Annotated in this window: 20 protein-coding genes and 1 pseudogene; 16 read left to right on the forward strand and 5 right to left on the reverse strand. The window is 71.6% G+C overall.

The window, feature by feature from the left end; genetic code table 11:
• Positions 1-366 precede the first annotated feature (366 nt).
• The 13 genes and pseudogenes from AB0I22_RS15940 (at position 367) to dhaK (ending at position 13,743) form a co-directional block, all read left to right on the forward strand.
• On the forward strand, positions 367-798 hold the full coding sequence (locus AB0I22_RS15940; protein ID WP_363131362.1) for a VOC family protein: 432 nt from the start codon (positions 367-369) through the stop codon (positions 796-798).
• Positions 795-1,355: pseudogene (locus tag AB0I22_RS15945) on the forward strand (SIS domain-containing protein); the annotation flags it as partial. The gene AB0I22_RS15940 and the pseudogene AB0I22_RS15945, both read left to right, overlap by 4 nt.
• Positions 1,356-1,361: 6 nt before the next feature.
• The gene (locus AB0I22_RS15950; protein ID WP_363131515.1) at positions 1,362-2,978 is read left to right on the forward strand and encodes a PfkB family carbohydrate kinase; all 1,617 of its coding nucleotides are present in this window, start codon (positions 1,362-1,364) and stop codon (positions 2,976-2,978) included.
• A gap of 101 nt (positions 2,979-3,079) precedes the next feature.
• Complete coding sequence (locus tag AB0I22_RS15955) at positions 3,080-3,646, forward strand: GNAT family N-acetyltransferase (protein WP_363131363.1); 567 nt, start codon at positions 3,080-3,082, stop codon at positions 3,644-3,646.
• Positions 3,647-3,680: 34 nt separating this feature from the next.
• A complete protein-coding gene (locus AB0I22_RS15960) occupies positions 3,681-4,694 on the forward strand; it encodes a glycosyltransferase family 9 protein (RefSeq protein ID WP_363131364.1) in 1,014 nt (337 codons plus the stop codon).
• Complete coding sequence (locus AB0I22_RS15965) at positions 4,691-5,791, forward strand: GNAT family N-acetyltransferase (RefSeq protein WP_363131365.1); 1,101 nt, start codon at positions 4,691-4,693, stop codon at positions 5,789-5,791. Before AB0I22_RS15960 ends, AB0I22_RS15965 begins: the two co-directional genes overlap by 4 nt.
• Positions 5,792-6,082: 291 nt before the next feature.
• Positions 6,083-7,330 carry a DegT/DnrJ/EryC1/StrS family aminotransferase gene (locus AB0I22_RS15970; RefSeq protein WP_363131366.1) on the forward strand — a complete coding sequence of 416 codons (1,248 nt, stop codon included), beginning with the start codon at positions 6,083-6,085 and terminating at the stop codon, positions 7,328-7,330.
• Positions 7,331-7,466: 136 nt separating this feature from the next.
• Entirely contained in the window at positions 7,467-8,462 is a 996-nt protein-coding gene (locus AB0I22_RS15975; protein WP_363131367.1) for a GNAT family N-acetyltransferase, read from the forward strand.
• 80 nt (positions 8,463-8,542) lie between these two features.
• Positions 8,543-9,982: an FAD-dependent oxidoreductase gene (locus tag AB0I22_RS15980; RefSeq protein ID WP_363131368.1), complete on the forward strand. Its 1,440-nt coding sequence runs from the start codon at positions 8,543-8,545 to the stop codon at positions 9,980-9,982.
• A gap of 37 nt (positions 9,983-10,019) precedes the next feature.
• Positions 10,020-10,895 carry a sugar phosphate isomerase/epimerase gene (locus tag AB0I22_RS15985; RefSeq protein ID WP_363131369.1) on the forward strand — a complete coding sequence of 292 codons (876 nt, stop codon included), beginning with the start codon at positions 10,020-10,022 and terminating at the stop codon, positions 10,893-10,895.
• An 82-nt stretch (positions 10,896-10,977) separates the two neighbouring features.
• Positions 10,978-11,949: an NAD-dependent epimerase/dehydratase family protein gene (locus tag AB0I22_RS15990; RefSeq protein ID WP_363131370.1), complete on the forward strand. Its 972-nt coding sequence runs from the start codon at positions 10,978-10,980 to the stop codon at positions 11,947-11,949.
• Positions 11,946-12,581, forward strand: coding sequence for an HAD family hydrolase (locus AB0I22_RS15995; RefSeq protein ID WP_363131371.1), 636 nt, complete (start codon positions 11,946-11,948; stop codon positions 12,579-12,581). Before AB0I22_RS15990 ends, AB0I22_RS15995 begins: the two co-directional genes overlap by 4 nt.
• A gap of 169 nt (positions 12,582-12,750) precedes the next feature.
• The gene (gene dhaK, locus AB0I22_RS16000; protein WP_363131372.1) at positions 12,751-13,743 is read left to right on the forward strand and encodes a dihydroxyacetone kinase subunit DhaK; all 993 of its coding nucleotides are present in this window, start codon (positions 12,751-12,753) and stop codon (positions 13,741-13,743) included.
• A gap of 188 nt (positions 13,744-13,931) precedes the next feature.
• Here dhaK and AB0I22_RS16005 read toward each other — a convergent pair whose 3' ends face one another.
• Positions 13,932-14,753, reverse strand: coding sequence for a hypothetical protein (locus tag AB0I22_RS16005; RefSeq protein WP_363131373.1), 822 nt, complete (start codon positions 14,751-14,753; stop codon positions 13,932-13,934).
• 756 nt (positions 14,754-15,509) lie between these two features.
• On the opposite strand from AB0I22_RS16005, the gene AB0I22_RS16010 reads away from it, so the two are divergent.
• The 3 genes from AB0I22_RS16010 (at position 15,510) to AB0I22_RS16020 (ending at position 18,448) form a co-directional block, all read left to right on the forward strand.
• Positions 15,510-16,175, forward strand: coding sequence for a hypothetical protein (locus tag AB0I22_RS16010; protein WP_363131374.1), 666 nt, complete (start codon positions 15,510-15,512; stop codon positions 16,173-16,175).
• A gap of 216 nt (positions 16,176-16,391) precedes the next feature.
• Positions 16,392-17,132, forward strand: a complete 741-nt coding sequence (locus tag AB0I22_RS16015; RefSeq protein ID WP_363131375.1) for a metallophosphoesterase family protein — start codon at positions 16,392-16,394, stop codon at positions 17,130-17,132.
• 110 nt (positions 17,133-17,242) lie between these two features.
• Complete coding sequence (locus tag AB0I22_RS16020; protein ID WP_363131376.1) at positions 17,243-18,448, forward strand: glycosyltransferase; 1,206 nt, start codon at positions 17,243-17,245, stop codon at positions 18,446-18,448.
• 190 nt (positions 18,449-18,638) lie between these two features.
• Here AB0I22_RS16020 and AB0I22_RS16025 read toward each other — a convergent pair whose 3' ends face one another.
• The 4 genes from AB0I22_RS16025 to AB0I22_RS16040 all read right to left on the reverse strand — a co-directional run bounded on the left by AB0I22_RS16025 (position 18,639) and on the right by AB0I22_RS16040 (position 22,336).
• Positions 18,639-19,082 (reverse strand): SRPBCC family protein, encoded by a 444-nt coding sequence (locus AB0I22_RS16025; protein ID WP_363131377.1) that lies wholly within the window; start codon positions 19,080-19,082, stop codon positions 18,639-18,641.
• A 199-nt stretch (positions 19,083-19,281) separates the two neighbouring features.
• A complete protein-coding gene (locus tag AB0I22_RS16030; RefSeq protein WP_363131378.1) occupies positions 19,282-20,076 on the reverse strand; it encodes a maleylpyruvate isomerase family mycothiol-dependent enzyme in 795 nt (264 codons plus the stop codon).
• A gap of 34 nt (positions 20,077-20,110) precedes the next feature.
• Positions 20,111-20,890: a GNAT family N-acetyltransferase gene (locus tag AB0I22_RS16035; protein WP_363131379.1), complete on the reverse strand. Its 780-nt coding sequence runs from the start codon at positions 20,888-20,890 to the stop codon at positions 20,111-20,113.
• Between the two features lie 105 nt (positions 20,891-20,995).
• Complete coding sequence (locus AB0I22_RS16040) at positions 20,996-22,336, reverse strand: hypothetical protein (protein ID WP_363131380.1); 1,341 nt, start codon at positions 22,334-22,336, stop codon at positions 20,996-20,998.
• Between the last annotated feature and the right edge of the window lie 103 nt (positions 22,337-22,439).

Consider the following 22,439-nt stretch of genomic DNA (forward strand, 5'->3'; position numbering starts at 1 on the left):
AAGACTTTCGCGGAAACTCCATTGCCCTGCGACTGGCGCGAAAACGACGCCAGCACATTCCCCCGACATCAGTTCGACATTCCTTTCGCTCCTCCCACTCCTTCCATCGAGTACGAGCACGACCGAATCCCGCCTGCCTTCGCGCACCGGCGCCGTGTTGAACTGGCACCTCGGGGGTATCACCACGACAGCCGAAGGTTTTGTACGGTGCCGCACAGCACGCGGCACCTCACAGATTGCCGTCTAATCATTCCGGTCGGCCTGTGACCGGAGAGCGTATTGAATCCTGTGCAACTGAATTCCGTGAAAGCGGATGTGGCCGAATCAGGTGGCGGAACTTCCGTCCCCCTAAAGGAGGATCGCGGCTTGGACAGCGAATCGCGGGACCGTGTTCGCACAGCTATCTCGGTCACCGCCGTCGACCACATCAGGCTGGACGTGGCGGACATCGACGTCGCCGAACGGTTTTATGCCGACGGGCTCGGACTGTCCAGCGTCGTGCGTTACGATCTGGCCGATCGCGTCATCCTGCAGATGGCGCCGGGCGGCAGACCGGCGGGCGTAGAACTATGGCAGGAACGAGATCTGGTACCGAACCCTCACCCTACTCACCACGTCGCCTTTCACGTCACCGACGTTCCCGCGCTGGTAGAACACATTCGCGCGCTCGGCTACCGGGTCGTCACCGAGCCATTTCAGATCCAGCGGGAGACAGTGGCGTTCGTGGCCGACCCGGACAGCCACACCATCGAACTCAACGACTTTTTGGGACGCCCGACAGTCGGAGCACCGGTATGACGGTCGACACCCCGACCGCTACGGACTACTTGAGCCGGCTCACCACGGCCCTGAGCGAGCTGAACTGGCCCCGGGTTTCGGACTGGGGCGCACGGCTGGCTCAATTGCACAGCGACGGTCAGCGCCTGCTGGTGGCCGGCAACGGCGGGTCCGCGGCGCAGGCCCAGCACTTGACGGCCGAGGTGGTGGGCCGGTTCCAGACGGAACGCCCTCCGTTGTCCGCGCTGGCGCTGCACGCCGAGACGTCTTCGGTCACCGCGATCAGCAACGACTACGGCTACGAGCACGTCTTCGCCCGGCAGGTCCGGGCACACGCGCGGCCTGGGGACATCGTGCTGCTCATGTCCGGCTCCGGTCGCAGCCCCAACGTGCTCCGCGCCGCGGAGGCGGCGCGTGAGGCCGGCGCGGTGACCTGGGCGCTGACGGGACCGGCCCCCAACCCGTTGGCGGCGCTGGTGGACGAAGCGGTGACCGTGACGGCGCAGGCCGTATCAACGGTGCAGGAATGCCACCTAGTGGTCCTCCACCGGATGTGTGCCGCCATGGACGCCGCCGTCGCCGCCATGGACGTATCCGCGACGAACGCCTCCCCCACAACCCCAACTCCCGCAAACGCGCCCCCCGCGAACGCCACCGCCACGCATACCGTTGGTTCCGTCCCGTCCGCGACGCCGCCGCTGTCCGTCTCGGCACCGGAGTCGGAGTCGGAGTCGGAGTCGGAGTCGGCGAGGGAATACCGGCCGACCACGGCACGCGGAGTCCGTCCGAACCTGGTGGTGGTCGGCGACGCGTTCCTCGACCGCGACCATCACGGCCGTGTGGAGCGGGTCGCGTCCGATGAGCCGGCCCTGGTCGTGACCGGTGGCACCACACACATGCGCCCCGGTGGCGCCGCACTGGCCGCTGTCCTGAGCGCGAGGCAGGGCAATCCGGTCACCCTGGTCACCGCGCTCGGCCAGGACGCGGTGGGCGGCCGGCTCCGCACGCTGCTGGACGCGGCGCGGGTCGAGGTGGTCGATCTCGGGCTGGACGGCCCGACGGCGGTGAAAACACGGATCCGCACCGCCGGGCGCACCCTGTTGATACTGGACGAACACGACGTCTGCCCACCGGTCGGGCGAGCGGGCGAAACGGCCCTGACCTCGGCACGGCGCGCGTTGACGGCGGCCGACGGCGTCCTGGTATCCGACTACGGCCGGGGCGTCACCGCGCATCCCGGCCTGCGTACCGCGCTGGCCGAGGCCGCCCAGCGCTCTCCGCTGGTCTGGGATCCGCATCCGCGCGGTGAGGCCCCGGTACCTCACACGGCCGTCGTGACGCCGAACAGCCGGGAAGCGCGGGCGGTCGGCTCCCTCGCGAACAGCGACACGTTGTCCGACGACGTCGAAGCGGCCCGTGCGGTATGGCACGCCTGGGGGCCGGTCCCGGTGGCACTCACCCGGCACGAGCACGGCGCTCTCCTGCTCACCGACGCGGAGCTGCCGCCGCTGGTCGTGCCCACGAAGGTGGCCGCGGGACGGAAGGCCGACCCTTGCGGCGCCGGCGACTTCTTCGCCGGTCATCTCGCCGCCATACTGGCCCGCGGCCGGCTGCCCAGCGAGGCGGTGACATCGGCGGTCTGGGCGGCGTCGGCGTACGTCGCGGCGGGTGGGCCCGGGGCCTTGGAGCATCCGCCCGAGGAGAGCACGCCGATGACCGAAGCGTCGGGCACCGAGCCCGCCGCGGCCGTACACGGGGCGGTCGAGCTCGCCGCCGCGGTACACGCCAGGGGCGGGACGGTGGTCGCCGCCGGCGGGTGTTTCGACCTGTTGCACGTCGGACACATCCAACTGCTCGAACAGGCACGCCAACTGGGTGACTGCCTGATCGTCTGCCTGAACAGCGACGACTCGCTGTCCCGGCTGAAGGGCCCGTCGCGCCCCATCGTGCCTGCGGCGCAACGTGCTCTCGTGCTCGAAGCGCTCGCCTGCGTGGACGCCGTTCTGGTGTTTGCCGAGGACACCCCCGAGGCGGCCGTACGCGCGCTGCGCCCCGCGATCTGGGTCAAGGGCGGCGACTACTCGGGGATGGAGATTCCCGAGAAGGAGCTGGTCGACTCTCTGGGCGGACGCACCGTGGTCGTGCCTTTCGTCGCCGGCTGGTCGACGTCGTCGCTGATCGAGTCGGCACGGACACGCTGATGACGAGACGTCCCATGCCGTCGCCCCAACTGTGCGGACAGCGCGTCAGTCGCGGCGCGGAACAATCCCATTGATGGAATTACCGCAAGAATGGAGAGCACATGAGCATTGATACGGTCGTGGTGAGCGAGGACAGGCTGGACATGCTCATGCCTCTGATCGTCGAGCAACAGCACGACTGCGGAAAAAAGGTCGATCTCACCACCACCCGCACCTTCTTCGAGGGCATCGTCGGCCATGAGGCGAGCTTCCAGATCATGGCGGCCGAAGACGGCGTGGCGGTGGGTTTCGTGATGGTCGATCCGATTCCGAATCTCCAGTTCGCCGACAAAGTGGCGTACGTGCACGACGTCTTCGTGACCGAGCCTCTTCGTGGTGGGCGGGGGATCGGAGCCTTTCTGGTGGCTGCGGCGTTCGCGGAGTCGATGCGGCGGGGTTACGAGTTCGCCGAAGGTGAAACCGAGCCCGACAACCGTCCCGCGCGGAAACTCTATGACCGCATGGCGCAGAAACTGGGGATCGGCTGCAAGGAGGTGGCCTCGGTACGTTATCTGGTGGACCTCCGCCCCGGCATCGAGCGCGCGCGCAGCGAGCCCGATTATCTGGACCGCATCGCCGCCCCCCGGCTCCTCAGCCGTGAGAGTGCTCGGCCGGTGGCCGATGCCTAGAGGCTGAGTCGGAGGGACGAGTATGCGTACCGCGATGGTAGTGATCAACGAAGGCGTGGGGAACGGGATCATTGTGGCGCCGCTGCTGGCGGCGCTTGAGCGGTCTCATCCGGGATGGCGTTACTTCATGGCGCCGAACATCGCTCTCGATACTGAATGGGTGCGTTCCGCCGTCGGCATGCAGGGAGCTTCGGGGGCGTTCCCGGCGCTGTGGCGGCGGTTCCTGCCGGCCGACCGGGAGGCGCTCTGGGGCTTCATCGATCGCGCCGGGGTGGAACTGGTCGTGAACCTCAGGATGGAGTTCGCCGAAGAGGACGGAAACTACTTCGCGTTCCGGGCGGAGGCGGAGAAGAGGGGAGTCGAGTGCTGGGATCTGCACGAATTGGGAAAGCGCCCGCAACGGCTGCCCTTCGGCGAACAGGCCGCCGGTCTCCTGCGCGCGCACAGCGTCCCCGTCGACCTGAGCCGCCCGGCCTGGCTCGCCGACCGGCGTCGGCCACGTCCGGATGTGGTCGGCTGCTACGTCGGCGCCAGTGCCGCGGTCAAACGCTGGCCGCCGGGTGACTGGTCGACCCTGATCACGTACTTGGACGACCGGGGGCTGAGCGTCGAGGTCGCGGTCGGCCCGGGGGCGGACGAGCAGGCGCTGGCGCATCGGCTGTCGTCGGCGCCGGCCGTCACCGACACGGTGTTCCTGCACTCCCTGGAAGCTCTCCGCGACTGGATCGCCGGGCTGGGCGTGCTGGTCAGCAACGACACGCTGGCCGTACATCTGGCGGCCGCGCTGGGGTGCCCGGTGGTCACGCTGTATCTGGCGACCGATGGCGACATCTGGTCACCGGTGGCGCCCCCTGACGTCTCGCGGGCTGTGCAGAGCGCTATCGCGCTGTCCTGTTCCTACATGAAGCCGAACGGCACCTGCCGACGCTATTACGCCGGATGTCCGGCTCCGTGCGCGGCCGGGGTGCGCCCGGCCGATGTGCTGATCGAACTGGACCAGCTGAACTGGGGCAGACCGCAAGCCAGTCATCAGGAGGTGGTCAAATGACCCGTCGGCGCGCGATCGCGGTGCTCGGTGGCCGGCCCGGCAATGCCGGAGCCGATGTCCTCCGGCTGGCGGAGCTGATCGGCGAAGAGCTCGCCAAGCGGGGTTACGGAGTGGTGAGCGGCGGTGAGGGCGGCGTGGCGGCCGCGGCCAACAGGGGCTGCCGGGCGGTCGGCGGCGACACACTCGCGCTGTTGAAGTGGAACCGGCTGTCCGACGCCGAGGAGGGCACCACGTGGGCGCTGCCCACGTCGATGGACCTGGCCCGGAGCAACATCCTGAACTGGTGCGGCGACGGCATGATCGCGTTCGAGGGCCGGTACGGCACGCTCACCGAGATCGGCCTCGCGCTGGACACGGGGCGCCCGTTGCTGGTTCTGGGCGACCACCCGTTTCTCACCGCCGAGGCGTTCGCGGCGCCCACGTGCCGCCTCGTGCCGAACCCTCGGCCGGAGGACGCCGTCGAGCTGGTCGATCTGCTGGAGACGCTGATCACGGCCGGTGAGCAGGCATCGGTACGGCCCGGGGCCGCCGTGATCGAGGACGACCAGGCCGACGAGAGCGGTATCGGTCTGCGCCGTGCGGTACCGGGGGATCTCGACCTGTTCCGCCGGGCGTTCGGCGACGCCGACGTACTGGCGTGGCGGGCGCTGGAACCGACCGACGGAGTGCTCAGCCGCTTTCAGCACGAACGCTGCCTGGTGGTGCTCGAACACGACCGCCCGGCCGGCTTCCTGGAGTACCGCACGGAGGACGACCCGGAGTTCGACCACGTCCGGATCGAGGCGCTGGCGGTGTCCGACGCCGCCGACCGGGGCCGGTCGATCGGGACCCGGGCGCTGCGGTTGTTCGCCGGGTCGGTCTTCGCCGCCGGCCGGCACCGCATCACCGCGACCCCCCATTTTGGCAACGGGGCCGCCGTGCGGTGCCTGGAGAAGGTGGGTTTCCGGCAGGCCGGTGTGATGAGGGCGTACGAACGTCACCACGGAACGTGGCGGGACGCGCTGCTGATGGATCTGGTCCCGAGCGACCTGGCCGCCGGGCCGTCCGGGTCATCGGAGAGCGAGGACGGTCGGGTACGGGCAACAGCACAGAGTTAGCTGCCGCTTCCTCCGTCGAGGCGGCGGTGGCGGGCGAGGGGCGTGGCGGTGCCGACGCGGCCGGGAAGGGGCGAGGCCGGTACTGCGCGGTCAGCGAACTCCGCGTCGGCCATTGCCCCGCGGTCGTACACCCCGTCGTATGACTCCCGTAGGAGACACCGCCCAAGGCGCCACCCGCCGGAACGACTCCCCCGACGCGTCCGGCGGCCACCGCTCCCACAGGTCATCCGCGAGCTGGACAACGCCCGGCGGGCCCGAAGAAACGATGTACGAGACGAAAGGAGGACCGCCATGACCGGACCAGGAATTCCCCGCATCGGCCCGGAGGAGGAGGCCGAGTTGTTGAGCGTCGTACGGGAGCGAGAGCTGAGCCGGTACCGCTTCGACGACCACGACGGAACCGCGCGCATGTCGAAGGTCGCGCGGTTCGAGCAGGAGTTCCGTGCCTTGACCGGTGCGCGCCACTGCCTGGGCATGAACAGTTGCACCAGTGCGCTGTTCGCCGGGCTGCTGGCCGCGGGTGTCGGTCCGGGCGACGAAGTGATCGTGCCGGGCTACACCTTCATCGCCCCGATCGCCGCGATCGCGCACACGGGCGCCGAGCCGGTGCTCGCCGAGATCGACGAGAGCCTGCTGATCGATCCGGCGGACGTGGCCGCGCGGATCACCTCGCGCACGAAGGCGGTGATCGCCGTGCACATGCTCGGAGCGCCGTGCGACCTCGACGCTCTCGGCGCCCTCACACGTGACCACGGGCTGCTGCTCGTGGAGGACTGCGCGCAGGCCGGCGGCGGCACGTACCACGGCCGGCACCTGGGAACGTTCGGTCGGTTCGGCGCCTTCAGTCTCAACGTCTTCAAGACCTTCACGGCGGGTGACGGCGGCGTGCTGCTCACCGGGGACGACGATCTGTACGAGACGGCGTTCGCCCTGCATGATCACGGCGCCGCGCCGTTGCGGATGGGCGTCACCGACGGGCCGCCGCTGTTCGGTCTGAATCTGCGCATGCACGAACTGACCGGTGCGGTCGCGCTCGCCCAGGTCCGCAAGCTGCCGGACACTCTGCGGACGTTGCGGGCGAACCGGGAGAAGTTCGCGGACGCGATCGGCGACCTGTCCGGGGTGACGCGTCGCCCCCTGCACGATCCGGACGGCGACTGCGCCACGGTGCTCGCGTATACGTTCGCGTCCGCGGCCATGGCCGACGAGGTGGCCGGCCGGCTGGGCACGATCACTCTGGGCCGGTCGGGCAAGCACAACTACGCCAACATGCCCCAACTACAGCCGGGCCGAAGGGCCTCGCCGACGTCCGGGACGCGCAGGCCGGACGGTGCCGCCCCGCGCCGGACCTATCCGCCGGGCAGCCTGCCGCGTACGGACGACCTGCTCGACCGCACCATCGCGCTGAGCGTCGGGGTGGTCGACTCCTATCTCGGCAGCGGGGTGGGCATCGACGTGACCGCCGGGGACGACGCGATCGAGGCGGCGGCGCGGCTGTTCAGGACCACGGTCGGGGATGTCGCCAAGGCGGCGTCATGAGGGTGGGGAGGGATGCCTGCGTCGCAGGCGAAGCCGGAGCGACGGCTTCACCGCCGGCCGTCGACCCGGTAGCGGAGGGTGAGGCGGCTCCGCCGGCCGTCGCCGGGCGGGCGTCGCGGTGGACGGAACGCACCACATGAGTATGGTCACCTTCGAGTACGGCGCGCGAGCGGCGACGGACTTCCTGGACGCGCACCGGATCTCGGCGTGGACGCCGTTCCAGACGCGCGGTTGGTGGCGGGCGTGGATCCGGGAGGCAGCGGACGCCGAGGGCGCGACCCCGGTGCTGGTCCACCTGGCGCGTACCGGCCGACCCGGCCTGGTGGTCGGCCTGCAACTGCACCAGGACGGCGGCACGGCGGTGCTGCGCCCCTTGTCCTGGCCATGGGCCGACTACCACGAGGTCGCGGAGGCGGGCGAGGCATCACCCACCGAGGCCGAACCCGGCATCGGGGAGCTGGCCGAGGCGATCGGCCGGTGCCAGCAGGAGTTCGGCGCCCGGCTGGATCTGCGCAACCTGATCGCCGACGGGCCTCTGCAGCGGGCCGTGTCCGAGCTGGGAGCCGCGCCCCGGCCGTCGGAAACGGTCGTCCGCCTCGACCTCACCGACCCCGACGTCGTCCGACGTGTCAGCGAGCGGCGCGACATACGGCGCAAACGCCGCCGTGTCGAGCGACTCGGCACGCTGCGACTGACCTGCGCGGACACCCCGGCGCGGATCGTCGCCCGGCTGCCGGCGTTCATCGATCTGCATACGCGGCAGTGGCGCGACCGGCCCGACGCTGTGGCGCCGTTCGACGGCGGCGTGGTCGACCGGACGTACGCGGCCGTCGCGGCCGAGCCGTCCAGCACCGCGCGCTTGCACGAACTGTGGCTGGACGACACCCTGCTCGCCGCATGGTTCGGCTTCTGGCACCGCCGCACCTACTACGCCTACCGCGCGGCGTACGACAAGGGCCACGGCCGCGACTCGCCGGGGCATCTGCTGGTGGCCGCGATGGCCACCGAACTCGCCGCCCGGGGGACGGACACCTTCGACCTGACGCGCGGTGCCTACTCCTACAAGCTCGAACTGCCCAGCACCCGCGCGCTCACCATGGCGGCGAGTCTGGAGCAGCCGTGCCGGGTGTGACACCCGTCGCCCGGTCGGCCCTCGGTCACGAGGACAGCGTTCGGGCTGCGAATCGGACTGCGAACAACTGCGAGGTGTCGGTGGAACCGTTGGTCGACGTGGAGACGGTCGTGGTCGGCGCGGGAATGGCCGGCCTCGCGACAGCGGCGGAACTCGGCCGCCGGGGCCGGGATTCGGTGGCCGTACTGGAGGCCGGGCCCGACCGGGGCCGTGCCCACATGCAGAACGGACATTCCCCGGCCGCAGCGCTCCGGCTCTGGTTGCGTCCGGAGACCGACCCCGACTTCCACCGCCCCTACGAGACGGCCGGCGGGGTCTACCGCGACCTGGCCGGCCTGCGCCGCCGGGTCGGCGGCCGCTCGCTCTACTGGGGTGGCGTACTGCTGCCCATCGAGCCCTGGGCCCTTTCCGAGGAGTGGCCGAAGACGGTCGTCACCGAACTGACCGAGACCTGGGACGAGGGGCCGTCGCTGTATCAGCGGGTCGTCGATGATGTGGTCGGCTGGGGCGCCGAGCCTCCCGGGGCTCCCGGGCTGACCGTCGGCGCACTGGCCTTCGACCGGACGCCGCACGCCACCCGCGTGGAACCGGCCGGCGGGTGGAGCGCGTTCAGCCCGTTGGCATGGTGGGACGAGGGCGGCGACCCGAGCGTGCGCCGGGTGCCGATCCTCGCGGGCCATGACGTTCTGGGAGTCCGGGTCGAACGCGGCAGGGCCACCGGCGTGCTGGTGCGCACCGAGGACGGTGAGCTGCGCGACGTACGTGCGAACCAGGTGGTCCTGGCCGCCGGTACGGTCGTGAACAGCCGGCTGGCGATCCAGGCCCTGGCCGCCTCGGACTCCGGCGCACCACGTGAGCTGCCGGGGCTCGTGGACAAGCTCTCGCAAGGGTTCACGGTCGCCTTCACCGATGCCGAGCGGCTTCCCGATGCCGTCCGGGCCGCCGCTCGCGAGGGCCACGTCCACCACCGGACCGGTACCGCCGGCACCCGGGCCAACCAGTTCGTGCGCTTCACCGAAAGCGCGCACGGCGCCATCGAGATGACCAGTTGGTCCATGGGCGAGCAGCGGCGCGGGCCGCACGGCCGGGTGCGGTGCGACGACAGCGGCGCATGGCCCTGGCGGACGACCGTGCACGCCCGCGTGGAAGCGGCCGACGAGGCGGTGCGCACCGCCCAGCAATACCTGCTCGGCGAATTGTGGGCGGAGATGGCGCAACTGCTCGGAGTTCCGGCCGAACCGCTGCTCTTCTCGCCGGACCATGGTTCGCCCGACCTCGCCGACCGGCTGACGGCGGCCCGCACACCGACACCGCGCACCTACAGCTTCCCGCTCGGTTCCGAGCAGCACGAGGCCGGCACCCTGGCCCTCGGCGAAGTCCTCGACGACGACCACCAGTTCGCCGCCGTGCCAGGTCTGTACGCGTGCGGGCCGTCGGTGCTGCCACGTACCGGAGCGGCGAACCCGTCGATGACGACGCTCGCGCTCAGCAAGCGGCTGGGAGCGATCCTCGCCGGGTGACAGGCTCCAGAAGCAGCGAGCAGAAAGGGGAATCCCGATGCGCGGAATGCCGATCGCGGTGTCCGGCACCGAATTCACGGAGACCGACGGCGTGGACGGCCTGATCGAGATGGCCGGGGCCGCCCGGTGCGACGCGGTGGAGTTCTGGTACCCGAAGAACGCCGAGCGGGACGGTCTCGACGCCACCCTCCGCGAACTGGACCGTGCCGGGCTGCGGGTGGCCTGCGTATCCACTCCGAGTCAGCTCTACGGCTCCGGCGCAGCGGACGGCGTTCCGCTCCTCCACGAGGCGATCACGCTGGCGGCGCGGACCGGCGGCAACCGGGTGAACACCTACTTCGGCCACGCGCCGGTGGCCGACGACCAGAGTGCCATCGCGGCGTACGCCGAGGCGCTGGCCCCGGTCCTCGATCACGCCGCGGCCGAGGAGGTGGTGGTCGTGCTGGAGAACGAGTTCGACGCGTTCGGCTGGGACCCGGCCGCGTCCGACGTCAGCAGGCGGCCGGTGGCGTTGGCGGAGTTGTTCGCCCGGGTCGGCTCGCCCTGGTTCGGCCTGAACTTCGATGCCGCGAATTTCCTCTGCGCGGCGGTCTCCCCGGCCGGTGAGGCGTTGCCCCTGCTCCTGCCGTGGGTGCGCTACGCCCACGTGAAGGACGTGCGGCGGGCACCGGCGGCGACCCCGCCCGACGGCTGGACCCGGTACACCGATGACGACCGGGCCTACGACACGGCTCCTCTCGGCACCGGGGAACTCGACTGGCCGACGATCATCGAAACCCTCGCGACCGCGGGCTACGACGGATACCTCACGCTCGAACCGCACTGCGCGCGGTCGATTCTCCGGTCCGAGACCGCCAGGGCCGCCGACTACCTGCGTGACGTGCTCAGCATTCACGCGCCGTCCCACCGGTGATCCAGCAGCATCTCCGCACTACGACTGATCGGCGGCCGCGCGTGCTCTTCGACATCCGACTCCCCCAGCGGGCGGGCACATCATGAACCCGCGTGTGCTGGTCACCGGTGCGGCCGGGTTCATCGGCCGGCACACCGCCGCGGCCTTCCACCAAGCCGGTCACCACGTCACCGCTCTCGACCTGCGCGCCGCCCCCGGGCGCCTCGCCGGGCCGGTGCGCCGGCGGTGCGAGTCCTTCACCTCGCGGGCGGTCCTGGACGAGGTGGCCGCCGGCCACTACCGGACCGTCGTCCATCAGGCCGGGATCAGCGACACCCGTGCGGTGGCGGGGCCGGAACTGGACGACACCAACACCGACGGCGTGCTGCGGCTGGCCGAGGCGTGCCACGCCGGGGGCGCCCGGCTGATCTACGCCTCCTCGCACTCGGTCTACGGCGCCCTGAACCACCGGGAGCCGATCCCCGAGCACGCCGACACCGACCTCACACGGTGCTCGGGCCCGCTCAATCCGTACGCGGCGTCCAAGCTCGCCCTGGACCAGCGGATGCGTTCCCGGTACCCCACGGGCCTGGACTGGGTGGGTCTGCGCTACACCAACGTCTTCGGGCCCGACGAGACGGACAAAGGCCCCATGGCCTCGATCCTGTCCCAGCTCCTGCGTTCGGCCGCCGGTACCGGCGAAGTGCGCCTGTTCGACGACTCCCTGACCGCGGCCCGCGACTACATCCCCGTCGAGACCGTCGCCGCCACGATCCTCCGGCTCGCCCGGCAGCGAGTGCCCGCCGCGGTCTACAACCTCGGCGCCGGCTTCGCCGTCTCCTTCGCCGAGGTCACCCAGTGGTGCGCTCGCCTGCACCGCGAGACCGGCGGTGCGGCGCCGCTGCGGGTGACGCTGGTACCGAATCCGGTCGCGGCCGCCTACCAGTACTACACCTGCGCGGAGATGACCGCCCTGGACACCGCGCTGCCCGGCCGGCCCACGGTCTCCCTCCACGACATGGAGAGCCGGGCCGTCGCACTGTTCCACGCCACCGGCGCCCATGCGGCAGCATGACCGGACCGGCGCGCACCGCCGCCCTTCGGCGGCCGGCGGTATTCCTCGACCGCGACGGCACCCTCACCGAACCCCGGCACTACCCGTCCCGCCCCGCGGATCTGGTGCTCCAGGCGGGCATCGGGCCGCCGCTGCGCGCCCTCCGGCGCGCCGGTTTCGCCCTGGTGGTGGTCACCAACCAGAGCGGACTGGCCCGTGGCCTGTTCGACGAGGCCGCCGTCGCGCCGATGCACCGGCGGCTGCGGGAACTCCTGGCCCACCACCGGGTCCGGTTGGACGGGATCTATGTGTGTCCGCACCATCCGGGCGGTACCGTGCCCCGGTTCTCCCGTGTCTGTCCGTGTCGCAAGCCCGCCCCGGGAATGCTCCACCAGGCCGCCGGCGACCTCGACCGTGACTTGGCCTCCTCGTGGATGGTCGGCGACTCCGCCTGCGACATCGACGCCGGCCGCCACGCCGGAACCCGCACCGCCCTCGTCGGCCCACAGCCCCTCGCGGGTGTCGTACCGACGCTGTACCGGACCACGAGCGCCCTGGCACTCACCGCCATCGCGGCCGGTGAGATCCCCCTGTACGAGGCGGACGGCCCGGCGAGTGGTGCCCCGGGGGCCCAGAACGGGGCCGGGCCGTGACGTGAGGAGGGTCGTACGGGTGGGGTTGCGGGCGGCCCCGGTCCCGGTCCCGCCGCGGATACCGCCGCCAACTGTCGGAGACCGCCACAATAGAATTGTCCGTGCACTACCCCTGACCTGCGGGATTACTGGTCAGCGGCAGTTCCTTGCAACGCCCGAGGAGATCCACATGAAGATGCTCATCAATGTTCCCGAGACCGTGGTGGCGGACGCGCTGCGGGGCATGGCCGCCGCTCATCCGGACCTCACGGTGGACGTCGAGCAGCGGGTCGTCGTACGGCGGGACGCGCCGGTGGCGGGGAAGGTGGGGCTGGTCTCGGGCGGCGGGTCCGGGCATGAGCCGCTGCACGGGGGGTTCGTCGGGCACGGGATGCTGGACGCGGCGTGTCCCGGTGAGGTCTTCACCTCGCCGGTGCCGGATCAGATGGTGCGGGCCGCGACCGCCGTGGACAGCGGCGCGGGCGTGCTGTTCATCGTGAAGAACTACACGGGCGACGTCCTCAACTTCAACATGGCCGCCGAGCTCGCCGAGGACGAGGGCATCCAGGTGGCCAGCGTGCTGGTCAACGACGACGTCGCGGTGACCGACAGCCTCTTCACGGCCGGGCGGCGCGGCACCGGCGCCACGCTGTTCGTGGAGAAGATCGCCGGCGCCGCCGCCGAGGAGGGCGCGCCCCTGGAGCGGGTGGAGGCCATCGCCCGCCGCGTCAACGAGTCCTCGCGCAGCTTCGGCGTGGCCCTCAGCCCGTGCTCGACCCCGGCCAAGGGCAGCCCCACCTTCGATCTACCCGCGGGCGAGCTGGAGCTGGGCATCGGCATCCACGGCGAGCCGGGCCGGGAGCGGCGCGCCATGATGACCTCGCACGAGATCGCCGACTTCGCCGTGGACGCGGTCCTCTCCGACCTGCGGCCCTCCGGGCCGGTGCTGGTGCTCGTCAACGGCATGGGCGCCACGCCGCTGCTGGAGCTCTACGGCTTCAACGCGGAGGTGCAGCGGGTGCTCGGCGAGCGGGGCGTCACCACGGCCCGCACCCTCGTCGGCAACTACGTGACCGCGCTCGACATGGCGGGCGCCTCGGTGACGATCTGCCAGGCCGACGAGGAGATGCTGCGCCTATGGGACGCGCCGGTGCAGACGGCGGGTCTGCGCTGGGGCCGCTGAGGAGCCGTTCGGCGGCGGGCAGGCGGCTCCTGCCACGGGCGAGCGGCCTGCCGGCGGCCGGGGTGCGGGCCGGACCGCAGCGAAGGCTCACGGCGTCGGCCGGGCGTATGGCGCTCGGCCGGGCCCCCAGCAGGAGGCACTCCCCACAGGGGCCCGCAGGGGCCCGCAGGGATCGCTCCCCGCAGCCGTCAGTCCCGGTACGGGCGGGACTGGTACAGCCGGGTGTGGTAGCGGCCCTCGGTCTCCAGGCCGGTCGGGTCGCCGCCCGCGAGCCGCACCTGTTCGATGGCGCCGCGCTGCTCCGCCCGGTCGCTGAACAGCCGTTGCGTGTACGTACGCGAGCGGTCCCGCTCGGTGCCGAGCCCGTGTGCGGCGAGGGCGGCGACGACGGGCTGGTACGAGACCGTGCGCAGGACGAAGGCGCTGACCCACAGCGGGGTGCGCGCGCAGCTCAGCAGGGCGTCGAAGGTGCGGTGGGTGATGTAGCCGATGCCGCCGGTGACCGTGATCAGTCCGGTGCGGGCGACGGCGCCGCTCAGCGCGGTGCTCGGCGGTACGTGCTCCAGGTTCTCCGCGTACGCCTGGTCGAGCAGGCCCACCGCCAGGGCGTACCGGACGGCGTTCTCGGCGGTGTCGAGCCCGATGGCGGGCGTGGCGTCGGCGCGTCGCCGTGCGGCGTAGAACGCCTTGTCGCGCCCGATGAGCTCGGCCGTCGTCAGCGCCTCGGCCTCGGGGCCGGTGTAGTGCGCGTACAGGTCGCCGAGGGTGAGGTCGTAGTTGAGGAGTGCGGCGTTGATGCCGTACGAGCAGCACAGGTCGAGAACGGTCACGGGGCCGCCGGCGGCCGCGGTCCGCTCGGCGCGGGTGCGGCGGAAGACCTCCTGGGCGTGGTGGGGGATCTCGTAGTCCAGTGGGGCGAGGCGGCGGAAGTACGCGCGGGGGTCCGGGGCGTCGTAGACATCGTCGAACCGGGTCTTACCCGAAGCGGTGCTGATCCTGCCTGCGGTCATGGACGTACCTCCCAGAGGTGGGTCGGACCTGCCGAGCATGAACGTCTATCGGATGGGCGAGCGGGGCCGGTAGCGGGCAGGGCCCGAACCGGCCACGGGTCCGAGCGGCGGGCGCGGGAATCCGGCGGGCGCCGATTGCCCGGGGCAGGTGCGCGGGGCGCTTGGCTCGCGCCCGACCTCGCGTTATCCCCGAAGCCGCACCCCGGCGGCGAGCAGCAGCTGGCCCGCCCGGCTCCGTGGACGGCCACTCGCAATCTGGCCAGATGCACGACCGTTCGCACCGTCGGTCCGTACCGGACGGCGGTCCGGCCGAACGCGCCGCGAGATGCACATCGGGCTGGCCGCACGCGGCGCACCGACGGAGCAGTCGAATTCAGACCGCTGTTTGTGATCTACACCGACCCTCACAACTCCTCGATTATGGGCGACTGTTCGGTATCCGCTGAGTCCCTTCTTCGCGGGAATGTCCGCCAATAGCGGCAGGCGGTACGGAGAAGTCGGAGCATTCTTCGGATCCAGTGCCGCGACCACCGCTCCCCCGCGCTGACCTGCGTCGTCACGCGCCGCTTCCCTAGCGCCGCGCACCTGGCATCGAGGAAGAATCATGGAGAACTTGTTCACATCCCATGTAAATTCGATTCCCCGTGCCGCTGTAGCAGCCCGCCCGGAAAACCCCCGATCCCGTTTCGTTAGTGTGACGTTAGCGGTTCACCAACGGCCTGCCGGAGGATGAACCAGTACCGCCGAAAGCACAGCATGACCGGACAACTCGGGGGAATCCTTATGTCGCTCGCCGTCAACGCCGTCCGCCGCACCCGCCGCGTCGCGGCCGCCTCGCTGATCGCCGTGGCCGCGCTCTCACTCACCGCCTGCCAGGACGACGGGAAGGGCAACGCCACGTCCGATTCCTCCGCCAGCGCGGCGGCCTCCGGGGGCAGCGGATCGGGGTCCGGCGAGGGCGAGGGCGCAGGCAAGGGGTCGGCGGGCGGCGGCTCCGGGGCGTCCGGTGGCACGGGCGGCGACAAGCAGGGGGCGGGCTCCGGCCAGGGCTCGCACGCCGGTGCGGGCGTCAACGGCGGCCTGCGGTCGCCGGGCGGGCAGGACGGCCAGGACGGCGCCGGCGGCAAGAGCGTGGACGGCACCTGGATCGGCGTCCTCAAATACCTCGCGCCGGGGAAGCTGACCGTGACCCCGGATGACGGCATGGAGCAGGCGTTCTTCGTCGCGACCGACACCAAGGTGCTCGGCGCGGCCGCGATCTGCGCCTCCAACGGCAACGTCACCGTCGACGGCACCGGATACGGCACCTCGACCTGCACCGACGCCCAATTGGAGAAGGCGGCCAAGATGGGCTCCCTGACGGTGCGGGTCACGCTCCAGGGCGGCGTCGCCACCAAGGTCGTCGAGAAGTACCACCCCTGATCCTCACCGACTGGTCTTCGCCGGCTGGTCCTCGCCGGCCGGCGCGTCCGGTCTCCCTCGGGCGACGCGATGGGCTGCGGGGCCTGACCAACCCCGCAGCCGTTCGCGTCGCCCGAGGCGGTGCACACCGCCCGCCTCCCCCCTCCCCCTCGCGCCTTCTTCCGCCGTCGGTGAACCGGACTGCCGCCGCCCGCCCGCCGCCGTTACGTTCTGCCGATGACCTCACGCGTAGCAGTGCTGTCCGACATCCACGGCGTGCTCCCCGCGCTGGAGGCGGTCCTGGCCGAGCCCGATGTCCGGGCCGCCGACCGGATCGTCCTCACCGGCGACATCGCGGCCGGTCCGCTCCCGGTCCAGACCCTGGACCTGCTCGACTCGCTGGGCGAACGGGCCCTGTGGATCAGCGGCAACGCGGACCGCGAACTGGTCCAGGACGAGCCCTCCCCCGACCCCGTCAGCGCCTGGGCCGCCGGCCGGCTCCGCCCCGACCAGACCGAACGGCTCGCGTCCCTCCCCGCCTGCGCCGAGTTGGACATCGAGGGACTCGGCCGCGTCCTGTTCTGCCACGCGACGCCGGGCGGCGACGAGGAGATGGTCCTCGTCGACTCCCGCCCCGCACGCTGGGCCGAGGTCATGGCCGCGGTCGACGAAGGGGTCGGCACGGTCGTATGCGGGCACACGCACATGCCGTACGCCCGGATCGCCCACGGCCGGATGATCGTCAACCCCGGCAGCGTCGGCATGCCTTACGGACGTCCCGGCGCCCACTGGGCCCTGCTGGGCCCCGGCGTCGAACTGCGCCGCACTCCGTACGACTCCGCGGCGGCCTGCGCCCGTATCGCCGCCGAATCCGCCTTCCCTGATGCCGCCGAGTGGGCCGACGCCTATGTCAACGCCCGTGTCTCGGCGGAGGAGGCGATCGCCGTATTCGGCCCCCTCGACGGGCGCGACGCCTGACGAGGCCGCGATCGGCGGCCTCTCGGGGCCTCTCGGGGCCATGAGCCTGCGTGTACGCTGCACGGTTCGCCGTCCGCCGTGGGCGGCAACGGTGAGTGGGGAGCGTCGAGTTGCGCATTCTGTTGGTGAGCGGAATCCGGCCCTGGGACCCGTTCGGCGGTGCCATGCGCACCGAGGTGATCGCCCGGTCGCTGGCCGGACTCGGCACGGTCGATCTGCTCGTACTCCCGCTGGACGGCAAGACGGAGGACCCGCCGCCGGGCTCCGTCTACGAGCGCGTGCTGACGGTCCCGCAGCGCTATTCGCCGCTGGACCGCAGGAGGAACCCGGTGCGGTCGCTGGTCGAGGTCGCCTTGGGGACGCTGCGGGCCCAGGTCCGTATGACCCGCGCGGCTGTACGCGACGAGGCGCCCGCGTGGCTGGCCGGGGCGCGCTACGACGTGGTCTGGTACATGCGGGAGCACATCTGGCTCATGACGCGAGGGCTGGTGGCCGCGCCCTCGGTGATCGATGTCGACGATCTCAGGGACGTACTGCTCCGGCGGTGGCGGTCGATCGGGAAGGCCGACCGCGGCGCGCCGCTCACGCCGCTCCGCCGGCTCGACATGAGCCGGGTGATCGCGCGTTGGGAGAGCGTGCACCGGCAGGCGGCGCGCGGCGCCGACGTGCTGGTCTATTCGAGCGCGCTGGACCTCGGGCGCTCCGGGTACCCGAACTCCGTGGTCGTGCCCAATACATACACGGCGGCGGACGACTGCGCCGAGCGGGAGGCGGACGCGGAGCGGCCGCCCACGATCCTCTTTCAGGGCGTGCTCGCGTACGCGCCCAACGCCGACGCCGCGACCAGGCTCGTGGAGGACATCGCCCCAGTGGTCCGGGAGAAGTTCCCGGACCTGCGGGTCCTCCTCGCGGGCCAGTCCTCGCCCCGCATCGACGCGCTGGGCCGCCACCCGGGGGTGGAGGTGACCGGGACGGTGCCCAGCATGACGCCGTATCTCAAGGACGCGGACGTCCTGGTGGCGCCGCTGCGGGTGGCCGGGGGCACCCGCATCAAGATCCTGGAGGCGTTCGCGCACCGGCTGCCGGTGGTCGCCACCCCGGTGGGCGCCGAGGGCCTGGACGCCGCCGCGGGCGTCCACCTCGAACTGGGCGACACCACCGAGGAGATCGCCGAGAAGTGCGTACGGCTGCTGGCGGACCGGGGCGCGGCCGAGGCCATGGCCGACCGGGCCCACGCCCTGTACCGGTCCCGGCATCTGCCGGAGCACGCGGCACAGCGGGTGCGCCGCGCCGTGGAGCGGGCGGTCGACGGGTGAGCGGGGCAGGCGCGGCCGACGTCAGGCCGCGGTGGGGCGTGGTCCGGGCGTCAGAAGGTACGGGCTCCAGAGGGGCGGGCGTCAGAAGGTACGGGCTCCAGAGGGGCGGGCGTCAGAAGGTACGGGCTCCAGAGGGGCGGGCGTCAAAGGTACAGACGTCAGGAGGTACAGGCGCCAGGAGGTACGGGCCTCAGGAGGTACGGGCGAAGTAGCCGGCCAGCCCGCGCAGGCCGACGACGAAGACGTCGTCGCGGAAGAGCGCGACCAGGCCCTCGGCGTCGCGGGCGTCGCAGTCGAACCCGACGGACCACATGACGAAGGACTCCCCCGTGGTGGTGAGGGGCATGACCTGGAGCGTCGACCGGTAGGAGCGGACGGCGAAGGGGCTCTCGATGATCTCGTACGTCATCGACCGCCGCTGGTCGTCGAGCGAGAGGAGCGTCTCGACGACGATGCTCCCGTCGGCGAGTCGCAGGGTGCGTACGCTCCCGACGCGGTCGTGGGCGTCGCCGTCGCCCAGGGCGCTGTGCGCGATGGCCGGGTGCCAGTCGGGCAGGCCGTCGAAGTTCCTGACCACCCGCCAGACCGAGGGGGCGTCTGCTGGGATGACGGCGCTTGCGCAAGTTTCGGGCATCGGCCTCTGCCTTCGCTGTTGGTGCGGTCGTTCGTCGCGTGACCCGTGCGGAAGCCCATGATGGCAGGAGAGGGGGCGGCGCAGGCGTCAGTTGCCTCGAACCGCCCCCTCTGCGACGCCCTATCCGTGACAGCCCCTCTTCGACAGCCCCCTGTGGCGGCTCTCCTTTGCCGGTCCTCCGACGACGGGAGAGCCGTCGTCACTCCTGGAGCCAGGCCCCGGTCCGTTCCAGCCAGAGGTCGAACAGCGGGGCGTCACCGATGACTTCGACGGCTTTGCCGCGGGCGGGCCTGCGGTAGAGCGCCAGCACCAGGTCGGCCAACGAGCCGCGTACGGTGACGGCGGCGCGGCCCGGGGCACGGGTCCATGTGATGGGGGCGCCGGTGAGGTCGATCAGCCGGTCCGCTTCCTCGGGGCGGACGTCGGTGGCGTGGAGGTGGAGAGTACGGCCGGGGCCGAGCAACTCGCGCTCGCCAGGCCCCTGTTCGAGGACCTGGGGCAGGGTGCCGAACCCCATCCACTCGTCGAGGGCGTCGAGGCCGACGTCCTCGGCGACGGTGAACTCCGCGCCGACCGCCAGGGTCGCGTCGGACCGGTGGACGAGGGTCTCGTGTGTCATGCGCCGGGCCCAGAACACCGGGGTCCCGCCCGGCGCGACGGTCCACACCATCGCTTCGGGCCCGGCGTCGCACAGGGTGTCCGCCAGGCTCCGGGCGCCCTCGGCGAGCCAGCCGCCGAGTTCGCCGGGGGCCACGTCCGTATAGGCGGCGTCGTCGTCGAGCTGGTCGTGGGGTACGGGCCCGGCCGCCCGGGTGCTGACGATCGTGTCGGCCCAGCGGTGGGCGGCGCCGATGTGCCGCAGCAGCCGGCCGAGGTTCCAGCCGGGGCAGGTGGGCACGGGCGCCGTGGGATCCGCGCCTTCGGCGGCCGTTCTCAGGAGGTCGGTCTGCGCGATGATTTCAGCGGCGTAGCGCTGGAGGCTCAGGCGGCTCATGAGGTGCACGCTACTGATGGCGCGGATCGCTCTGTCAAGGCTGGTACACGTAAGGGGTGGTGACGCTGAGCCGGGCGAAGCCGAGCCGTTGCAGGATCGGCGCGCTCTCGTCCGACGCGTCGACCTGTAGGTAGTGGTAGCCGCGCGCCGCGGCGATGCGGGTGCGCTGCGCGATCAGGGCCCGGTAGATGCCCCGGCCGCGCCACCGCTCCACGGTGCCGCCGCCCCACAGCCCGGCGAACTGGGTGCCCGGGTTGAATTCGATCCGTGCCGAGCAGACCGGCTCTTCGCCGTCCATGGCGACGATCGCGGCGATGGTGTCGGGGTCCTCGGCGAGCGGGGTCAGCACCGCGTTCCGCAGCCGCGTGGCGTCCGTCCCGAACACTCGCTCATGGACGTCGGCCATGAGCTTCACACCGGCCTCGTCGGTCACGGCGCGCAGTTCGATGCCGTCGGGGAGGGCGACGTCGGTGGGCAGGTCGCGGACCTCGGCGACCATCAGGGACTCCGGCGGCTCGGGGGTGAGCCCGGCGGCGGCGAGCCGCTCGCCGAGGTCGCCGGGGCGGTCGTGGGCGTAGTGCTTCCACTCGAACTCCTGCCCGAGGGAGGCGAAGTACTCCACCTGCTCCGCGATGGCGCGGTCGGCGGTGTCCTCGGTCAGGTCCGACCAGAGGACGGCGCTCCACCCTTGCTCGCCCGCGCCGACCTGCCGCACCACGCCGCCGACCCGTTCGACGCGGGCGCCCGGCCCGTCCGGCCGGACGTCCTGCCGCATCTCCCGGTCGAACGTGGCCAATACTGTTTTCTCGTTCATTCCCGCACTTCAGCACTGTGCGGCCGGGGCGGCAACCGAATATCGGCCCGGCGCTCCGGCACCGGGCCGGGCTGGTTCGCTACGGGACCGGGCCGGTTTCGCTCGTTACGGGGCCGGGGCCGGGGCGCGCTTGAGGGAGCGCAGGGTGCGGGCGACCGCCCACAGCGTGCTGGGCTCGGTCAGTACGCGCGGGTGTTCGCGCATGTGCGCCACGGCCAGGTAGCGGCGGTTGACCTCCGCGTCGGTCACGGAGGCGAGGACCAGCTTGCCGATGTACCAGTTGGTGAAGCGGTAGCCGCGCGGATAGGGCCCCGTCACGTGCGGCATGGCCAGGTCGCCGAGGGTGGACAGGCCCCAGGCGGCGTCGACGACGACTTCGGCGCGCCGGAAGTACTCCCAGGCGGGCTCGTCCAGCCGCGCGCCCGAGCGCAGGAACGCGGACAGGCAGGAGGCGTGCAGCGCCGCGGACGACATGCCCTGGCCGTACACCGGGTTGAAGGACGCGAAGGCGTCGCCCACCACGACGAGCCCGGCCGGGAAGCGGTCCAGGGCCGTGAAGGTCCGCCGGCGGCTGTCGGCCATCTGGTACGTGTCGACCTCGCTGTCCAGGCGGCAGTCGGCGATCTCCGCGAAGGGGGCGCCGGGCGTTTCGCGGACCCGCTTCACGAACGTGTCGGCGTCCCGGTTCGGCGGCTGGCCGTAGGCCGACAGCACCACCATCCAGCGGCCGCCCTCCACCTCCGCGGCCACTCCGTAGTCCGGCTGGGGCGTGCCCGGAGGCGCCGGGGCGGACAGCGACTGCACACACGCCAGGCCGGGCAGTTCGCCGCCCCGCTCGAAGAGGGCGGTGGTGTACCGGAGGTCGATGCGCATGCGGTCCAGCCGGGGCGGCTGCCAGCCGGCGTGCCGCAGCCAGTGCTCCACCCTGCTCGACCGGCCCGTGGCGTCCACCACCAGATCGGCCGTGATCGTCTCGGTCTCCGACGCGTCCTCGGCCCCCCGAGGCGCGAACCGGGCGCCACGCACCTTGCCGTGCTCGAAGTGCAGCCCCCGCACGAGTCCGGGGACGAGCCGGACATTGTCCCGGCCGAGCGTCCTGTCCCTTATCCGGCTTTCGAGGAACGGGCGGGTCAGCCCGATGGTGGTCTCCTCCGCCACGGGCACCTTGCGCACGCCGTCGACGTAGTGCTCGATGCCGTCGCCGTCGCTCGGTACGGCGCCGTCGGCGATCAGTTCGGCCGTCAGGCCGGGGAACCAGCGCTCCATCTGGAGCCGGCCGCCCTCCAGTACCACGTGCAACTGCTTGATCTGCGGGACACCGGGGCGTCCGGTGTCCGGGCCGAGTCCGTCCCGCTCGATGATCACGACGTCGTCGGCGTGATCGCTCAGAACCCGTGCCGCCATCAGTCCGGCGATGCTCCCGCCCAGGACGATCGCTCGCTGCATACCCTGTGCTCCTCGACTGCTTCCCCCGGGGGAAGCGCTTCGCGGATGTGACTTGAGGAGTCAACAGGCTAGCGAACGCGGCCTCTTGGGCGTCGCTGTTCCG

Origin of the sequence: Streptomyces sp. NPDC050610, from assembly GCF_040654875.1 — a bacterium.
GTDB lineage: Bacteria > Actinomycetota > Actinomycetes > Streptomycetales > Streptomycetaceae > Streptomyces.